The organism is Arthrobacter sp. P1_A5 (genome assembly GCF_056406825.1).
Genome location: NZ_JBFTZL010000247.1, coordinates 1 through 4,220, shown reverse-complemented (window position 1 = coordinate 4,220; position 4,220 = coordinate 1). Strand labels below are relative to the sequence as shown.

The window sequence follows — 4,220 nt, the reverse complement described above, 5'->3', positions numbered from 1 at the left end:
CCGTGGACGTCCACGTACTGCCCGTCCGCAAGGCCGAGTTCGGCGATGTCGTCAGGGTTCACGAACACCACATGGCGGCCCTTCTTGATGCCACGGTAGCGGTCGTTGTGCGAGTAGATGGTGGTGTTGAACTGGTCGTGGGAGCGCATGCTCTGCAGGATCAGGGTTCCCTCCGGCCGTTCGACAAGTTCAAGATCATTGACTGTCAGCACGGCCTTGCCGGTGGGCGTGGGGAAGGTGCGGGAGTCGCGGGGACCGTGGGCGAGGATAAACCCGCCTTCCTGCCGGATCCGCTGGTTGTAGTCCGTGCAGCCGCCCACCACGCGCGAAATGTGGTCCCGGATGAGGTCGTAGTTCTTCTCATAGCCGTCCCAGTCGGCCTTGATCTTGTCGCCCACCAGGAGTTTGCCCAGCCGGCTCACGATGGCCGGCTCCGAGAGCAGGTGGTGAGACACCGGCTCGACGCTGCCCCAGGACGGGTGCACGGCGCAGACGGTGTCCTCCACCGACACGAACTGGGGACCGGATTCCTGGATATCGATCTCGGTCCGGCCCATCGTGGGGAGAATCAGGGCCTCGCGGCCCGTCACAGTGTGCGAGCGGTTCAGCTTGGTCGAGATCTGCACCGTCATCTCCGTGTTTTGCATCGCAGCCTCGGCGGCGTTCGTGTCCGAGATGGCACCCACCAGGTTGCCGCCCAGGGCGACGAATACCTTGATCTCGCCCGCGCGCATCTTGTTGATGGTCTCGACGGCGTCCGCGCCGTGTTCGCGGGGCGGCTCGAAGTCGAACTCCTCGCCGAGGGCCTCCATGAAGGACTGCGGCATCTGCTCCCAGATGCCCATGGTCCGGTCGCCCTGCACATTGCTGTGCCCGCGGATGGGGGAGGCGCCGGCGCCCGGCTTGCCGATATTGCCGCGCAGCAGCAGGAGGTTGATGATCTCCTTGATGGTGGCAACACCCTTCTTCTGCTGGGTGATGCCCATGGCCCAGGTGATGATGACTTTCTCGGCCTTGAGATAGCGGGCGGCCAGCTCATCGATGTCCTCGCTGTGCAGGCCCGTGGCCTCAAGAACTGTGCCTTCATCCAGCCCGGCGAGGTGTTCCTTGAGCTCCTCGAGCCCCTCGCAGTGTTCCGCCAGGAAGGCGTGGTCCAGGACTGTCCCGGGGTTCTTGGCCTCGGCGTCGAGCACGCGCTTGGACACGGCCTGCAGCAGCGCCATGTCGCCGCCGATCCGGATCTGGAGGAACTGGTCTGCGATCTGGACGCCGTGACCGACGATCCCGTTGACCTGCTGCGGGTTCTTGTACCGGCGCAGGCCTGCTTCGGGGAGCGGGTTGACGGCCACGATCTCGCCGCCGTTGCGCTTGCACGCCTCAAGTTCGGTCATCATCCGGGGGTGGTTGGTGCCGGGGTTCTGGCCCATGATGATGATCAGGTCGGCTTTGGCGTAGTCGTCGAAGCTGACCGTCGCCTTGCCGATGCCGATGGTCTGGCCCATGGCCCAGCCGGAGGATTCATGGCACATATTGGAGCAGTCCGGCAGGTTGTTGGTGCCGTAGCCGCGGACCATGAGCTGGTAGAGGAAGGCAGCCTCGTTCGAGGTCCGGCCGCTCGTGTAGAACGCCGCCTGGTCGGGGGAGTCCAGGCCCTTGAGCTTGTCGGCCACGAGCCGGAGCGCCTCGTCCCAGCTGACCGCCTTGTAGTGGTCCTCGCCGGCGGCCTTGTACACCGGTTCGGTCAGGCGGCCCTGCATGCCAAGCCAGTACTCGGTCTGGCTTCGCAGGTCGMTGACGGCATTCTCGGCCCAGAAAGTTGCGGGAACCACCACCGGGGTCGCTTCCCAGGTCACCGCTTTGGCCCCGTTCTCGCAGAACTCGAATGCCTTGCGGTGGTGGGGATCCGGCCACGCGCAGCTCGGACAGTCGAAGCCGTCCTTCTGGTTCATCGCCATGACGGTCTTGCGGGTCCGGTTCAGTCCCATCTGTTCGATGGCCGGCTTCATGGAGTGGTATACGCCCGGGACGCCGGCGGCCCAGCTTTTCGGCCCGTCCCCGACGACGAGATCCTTTTCGGACGGTTCCTCGATATGAGGAGTGTTGCGAGTCACGTGAACTTCCCTTCTGCAACCACCACCCGGATGGGGCGGCGTGCTGATCTGCCACTCTGCACCTTACCGTCAGGCCTATCAGCTTGATCGGAGCGCCGCAAGCAATTGCCCGGCCGGGGCAAGCTACCGGCCGGCCACGAGTGTGTCGCGGATCTCGCGGCGGAGGACCTTGCCGATCAGCGAACGCGGCAGCTCATCCACCACGGCAACGCGGCGCGGCACCTTGTAGGCGGCCAGGTTCTCCCGGGCAAACGCCAGCAGCCCCTCCGGGTCCAGGCCGGGGCCCGCGGACGGGACGACGGCGGCAACCACGTCTTCGCCGCCGCCCGGGCGGGGCAGTCCCACCACACACACGTCCCGCACACCGGGGTACCCGGAGAGGACATCTTCAACTTCCGTGGGGGAGACGTTGAAGCCTCCCGTGATGATCAGCTCCTTGATCCGGTCCCGGACGGTCACGAAATCATCCTTATCTACCGAGACGATGTCACCGGTCCGGAACCAGCCGCCCTCCAGCAGCGCCTCCTCGGTCTCCTTCGGCCGGTTCCAGTAGCCGGCAAAGACCTGCGGGCCGCGGACCAGGAGCTCGCCCTCCTCTCCCGGGGCACGGTCCAGGAGGACGTTCCGCGGGTCCACCACACGAATGTCCGTCAGGGGAAACGGGACCCCTACGGTTCCCGGTTTCCGGCTGGGACCGAAGGGGTTGCCCAGGGCGATGGGCGAGGTTTCCGTCAGCCCGTAGCCCTCGATCAGGTAGCCCCCGGTCGCCTTCTCCCACGCGTCCACCGTCGCCGTCGGCAGGTTCATCGCCCCCGAGATGGAGAAGCGGATGCTGTCCAGCGCGATACCGCGCTCGGCGGCTGCGGCGGCGATGCGGTCGTAGATCGGCGGCACCGCCGGCAGGAATGTGGCAGGCGACTTCCTGTGCGCCTTCAGCACCAGGTCGACGTCGAACTTAGGGAACAGCACCAGTTTCGCGCCGATGCTCAGGGCGAACGTCATGCAGAGCGTCAGGCCGTAGGCGTGGAACATGGGCAGCACCGCGTACACGGTTTCCCGGCCGTCCTTGAGTCCCGGCACCCAGGCGCGGCCCTGCGCGGCATTGGCCTGCAGATTGGCATGGGTCAGCATGGCGCCTTTGGGCCGGCCCGTGGTGCCGCTGGTGTATTGGATGACAGCCAGGTCTGCGGCGGCCGGGCGCGGATGCTTTTTCTTCAGGTCGCCCGCGCCAAGGAGGTCTTTCCACGCCAGCACCCTCCGGTGCGCCGGCTGCGCCACGGGCCGGGGCGAGTGCTTGCCGGCGGTCAAGGCGGCACGGGCGGCGCGGGCCGCCGGCACGGGGAGCCGCAGCGCGACCCGTTGCAGCAGGGGCATCGCCGGAATCAGTTCAACGGAGACGATGCACTGCAGCCCGACGTCRGCCGGCAGTTGGCGGACCTTGTCCACGGCCTTGTCCCAGACAATGGCGATGGTGGCGCCATGGTCCTCGAACTGGTGGCGCAGCTCGCGGTCCGTATATAAGGGGTTGTGTTCGACGACCACGGCGCCCAGGCGCAGTGCCGCGTGGAACGCGATGATGTGTTGCGGGCAGTTCGGCAGGACCAGCGCCACCCGGTCACCGGCCCGGACGCCGAGCTTCCTCAGGCCCGCGGCCGCCTTGTTGATGGCGGTGCCGAGGTCCCGGTAGCTGGTGCGCGCTCCAAAGAATTCCAGGGCGGTCTTCTTCCCGTAGCGCCGGACGGACGAGTCCATCAGGTCGACGAGGGACCCTTCCGGGAGCTTGAGGCTGGCGGGAACCCCGGGGCTGTAGTGGCGGGTCCAGGGGCGGTCGGGACGCTTGGGCCCTGCGGATTTGGTGCTCATGGTGTGTCCTTGCCACTGGGCTGCGCTGTGATGTGCGGGGCTGTGCGGTGCCGGGCTGCCGGCCTCGGGCCMGGCCGGGCCCGTCAAGAAATCCTACCGGGGCGGCCCCGCCTGGACGCGCGCGCCGGGGAGGCCCCGGCGGCGGCCGGCGCCGGCTCGGAGGTGACTTTTGGCCCTTGGCACCCGGCAGGCCCGGGCGGAAGCTGGGGCGTACACCGCGAGCCGCGGGTCCGTGCAGTTCTCTGG

2 protein-coding genes are annotated in these 4,220 nt (G+C 67.3%); both read right to left on the bottom strand.

All coding sequences use genetic code 11. The annotated features are described in order from the left end of the window. Window positions 1-2,111: FdhF/YdeP family oxidoreductase (locus AC1D1S_RS19585; RefSeq protein ID WP_476995265.1), on the bottom strand; the 2,111-nt coding region annotated here is incomplete at its 3' end. Between the two features lie 123 nt (window positions 2,112-2,234). After that, window positions 2,235-3,974, bottom strand: coding sequence for a long-chain-fatty-acid--CoA ligase (locus AC1D1S_RS19580; protein WP_476995264.1), 1,740 nt, complete (start codon window positions 3,972-3,974; stop codon window positions 2,235-2,237). Window positions 3,975-4,220 lie beyond the last annotated feature (246 nt).